The 3,552-nt window shown below is 43.6% G+C and carries 3 protein-coding genes and 2 pseudogenes; 2 read left to right on the top strand and 3 right to left on the bottom strand.

The window, feature by feature from the left end; all coding sequences use genetic code 11:
• Positions 1-141, bottom strand: a pseudogene (locus tag PX481_RS23965) (ISL3 family transposase); the annotation flags it as partial.
• A 124-nt stretch (positions 142-265) separates the two neighbouring features.
• Here PX481_RS23965 and PX481_RS23960 point away from each other — a divergent pair.
• Positions 266-1,345, top strand: a complete 1,080-nt coding sequence (locus PX481_RS23960) for a glycosyltransferase (RefSeq protein ID WP_071825100.1) — start codon at positions 266-268, stop codon at positions 1,343-1,345.
• A gap of 21 nt (positions 1,346-1,366) precedes the next feature.
• Here the strand turns inward: PX481_RS23960 and PX481_RS23955 are convergent, their stop codons facing one another.
• Together PX481_RS23955 and PX481_RS23950 are read right to left on the bottom strand one after the other, a co-directional pair.
• Positions 1,367-2,410, bottom strand: a complete 1,044-nt coding sequence (locus tag PX481_RS23955) for a glycosyltransferase (RefSeq protein WP_002761542.1) — start codon at positions 2,408-2,410, stop codon at positions 1,367-1,369.
• A gap of 250 nt (positions 2,411-2,660) precedes the next feature.
• Positions 2,661-3,146: a hypothetical protein gene (locus PX481_RS23950; protein WP_002761541.1), complete on the bottom strand. Its 486-nt coding sequence runs from the start codon at positions 3,144-3,146 to the stop codon at positions 2,661-2,663.
• Between the two features lie 153 nt (positions 3,147-3,299).
• On the opposite strand from PX481_RS23950, the pseudogene PX481_RS23945 reads away from it, so the two are divergent.
• Positions 3,300-3,552 (top strand): annotated as a pseudogene (locus PX481_RS23945) (helix-turn-helix domain-containing protein); the annotation flags it as partial.

The raw sequence follows: 3,552 nt of genomic DNA, 5'->3' as shown, positions 1-3,552 counted from the left end.
GTCCAAGGTTTGATGGCAATTCGGACATTCAATTGTTTCATTTAAAAGAGCGAGCTTTAGGAAAATTGTCTGAGCAATTTTTTGATAATTGACCACTGTTACATTTGGTAAATCGAGGATTTGATCAAAATTTATCCACATAACCCACCTCCTGTTCTGTGTTACTATTATACCATGCTCACACAGAACCTAGAAGAGCCGGGTGCGGAATGTGTGGTAGAATATGTCCCGCCTCCATTTCGGGAAACAAATTTTTTCAAAAACGATGATCGTTTCTTCCCCCCCCGTAAGTATCGTGATCCCGACCTACCAAGGCGAGAGATTTTTAGAGGAAACACTTGCGTCAGTCCGAGCGCAAACCTATCCGGCTTTAGAGATTATTATTTCCGATGACGGCTCGACCGATCGCACTTTAGAGATCGTTAAAGACTTTCAACAACAAACCGCGTTAGATTGTCAAGTCTTCACTCATGAGCACTTGGGGATGGTCGATAATTGGAATTGTGCGGTTTCCCGATCGAGGGGTAAATATATTAAATTTTTATTACAAGATGACCTTCTTGACGCAAATTGTGTGTCGGAAATGGTCGAACTGGCGGAGAGCGATAGAGAGATTGGATTGGTGTTTTCCCGCCGCGATCTTCTTCTGTCGGAGGAGGCGAAAACGAACGATACCTGTTTGGCGATCGTGCGTCAGATCGAGAATTTACATTCCGGTTGGTCACGACTCGCGTTAGTTCAGTCGGGAAGAAGTTTATTAAGCGACCCGCGTTTTTTAGAGGGATGTATTAATAAAATCGGCGAACCCAGCACGGTTTTAATCCGCAAAGAAGTTTTCGATACCGTAGGGGAATTCGATCCTGATCTCTGCCAACACGTGGACATCGATATGTGGTGTCGGATCATGCTGAACTATAAGGTGGGATTTATTGATCGAACTCTCTCGTTTTTTCGCGTGCATCTTTCCCAGCAAACCTTACAGAATCAACAGAGTGATCGCATCTCAACCGACCTGCAACTCTTTTTGCGTAAAATGATGGTCGATCCTTGCTATAGCGAGCTTCCCACCTGTTTAACCAGCGCGATTTATGTAAAACTCAAGGAAGAAAGAGACGATCTGCTCGCTCGGAATACAACCCACCAACAGAGAATTCAAGAACTGGAAATTACCGAGTCAGAGTTACAAGCAGAACGAAGTAAACATTTACATCTTATCGAAAAAATATCTACAGAATTGCAGAAAGCTCAAGATGTCATTACAGGAATGGAAAGTAGTAAGTTCTGGAAAATTAGAACGACTTGGAAACAAACGAAGCGAGTGTTAAGACTTCCAGACAACGATTGAGCATCGAGCGACCATTCTCTATTAAAAACCGATTTTTTTCTTAAATTCGTGCCAGAGCGCGAGCATCGTCCCTAATTTACTCTCTCGCATCTCTTGCAAGGGACGGATCGCTTCCGTAAGCTCTTCCACTTCCCGTCGAGCGTTCAAAAAGTACTTTTGGGTTTTGGATAATTCCTGCTCGAGTTCTCTCTCATGGTCTTCTAACTGTTGGATTCTGAGAATAGCCCGATCTCGTTGCGCTACAAAATCATCGAGCCGCTCGCCCAACTCTTCAACTGTTAATCGATTCTCGTGGATGACTTCCCTCAATTCATCGATTTTCGACCAATTCTCGTAGATATATTTAAATAGAATTTCTATATTTTGTAGATAAAGTTCTCGATGATTTTGAAAGATTCGGGTATGGAGAGCGATCGCTCTTGAATTCGCCTCCGTATTTCTAGAAGATTTTTTTTGTCGATAATAAAACAAAATTTCTGAAATTCTATATACTTTTCTTCCCGTTTCGATTATCGCTAGCCAGAAATCGTAATCTTCCCAGCCATCGTTCATATTAGGATTATATCCGTCGACTTTCTCCCAGTCGGATTTTCTAAAAAAACCGGAGCAGAAAATCACGTTCTGTACTAATATATCGGGAAATCGGTAGGGAGGTAACTCCCATTTACCCTGCCGCTCGCCGAAAAACTCCACCTCGCAGTAAACGATCCCCGTATCGGGATTATCATCGAGAATTTTTACCGCTTTCTCTAAATATTCGCTACCGATTCGGTCATCGGCATCGAGGGGCAGGATATATTTACCCCTCGCGTGGGAGATCGCTGTATTGCGAGCGCTAACCACTCCCCGATTCTCGGTACGGATCACCCGCGTTCTCTTTCGTCGGTAATCTCGTAGGAGATCGTTCGTCAGCCCCGTCAGCCCGTCGTCCGATCCATCATCGACGATAATAATCTCGAAATCTTGATAGGTCTGTCCGAGAACCGATTGGATCGCTTCATCGAGATAAATACCTTGGTTATAGCAGGGAACGATGACGGAGACGGTGGGGGATAGTTCGCTCATCTACAGGAAGGGGGGATCGATCGGATGTCGCCCGAATCATACCACGGAAGCGATCGATGCGGAACCCGTCACATTAGACATCTCCAAAAATCTATACCCCAGTCATAGCAATGAACTTGGCTGATAAAAACTTGATGCTAAATTTAGTTCAAGAAAAAGTTACAGCCTTTCTCAGATAGATGAGGCGTCGTGTTCTAAATCTGTGGAAGCGAGTTTAAATGGCACAGCCAAATTCTCGTGTTTTACCAATTTAAGCGGCATCAGGTAACGGCAAATCCTTGATGGGCTGGGGTTTTTGAATTTTTCGGTAGTTTCTCGATGGCACACCCTTGAGAGCAAGTGCCGAAAAATCATTGACCCGAATATTGAGGTGATGGCTCAAACGACCAGCAGTTGGTTGGGGTTTCTTATCCCAGGGTCCTGTAGCGAGCGGTTCGCAGACAGCAGCGATCGCTTTAAGTAAACAACCAGCCAACAAAGCCAGACCAATTCGACGCCTGATAGAATTCTCCGTCCAAGCTCTCGGCATCTCCATCCCCGCTGTATCCTGAGCCACAAAGAAATTAGTTTCAACTGGGGAACGATGACTGTAGGCCAGACGCAATTCGACGGTAGTCAACTCCCTCGCCATAGTCCCAATGAGTAGAGGACGGTCATAGTCAGGATGATCTACTCTTACCACATCTAGGATAGTCTGGGCAAAGTCTTCAAAGTGAAGCTGATTCCACCGTCTCACTCGTATTTCTTTTTCTTCTTCGATGACAGTAAAATCTCAGCAATTCTCATTTTGAAATAAATATACTTTGCACGGCTACAACTTGCATTTTTTACTCAAGGACAATAATATAGTTTAAGAGTCATAATTAGAAGCAAAGCACTCATTGAAAACATGATTAACCTAGAATTCACGGAAGAAGAAAAGAACTCACTTTCTTAGGAAAGATTTCATCATCCCCATCCCCGGGTTCAACTGAAGATGGAAGTTCTCTGGTTAAAGAGCCAAAAGATACCGCACAAAAAAATTTGTCAGTTAGCAGGAATCTCGCCAAATACCTTATTAACCTATCTTCGAGATTATGAAGAAGGCGGAATAGAAAAATTAAAAAAATCAACTTCTATCGCCCTAAAAGTGAATTAGAGTC

This window comes from Microcystis sp. M53603_WE2 (assembly GCF_030065435.1).
The sequence above is the reverse complement of the archived record's forward strand: the minus strand, read 5'-3'. Positions and strand labels throughout refer to the sequence as shown.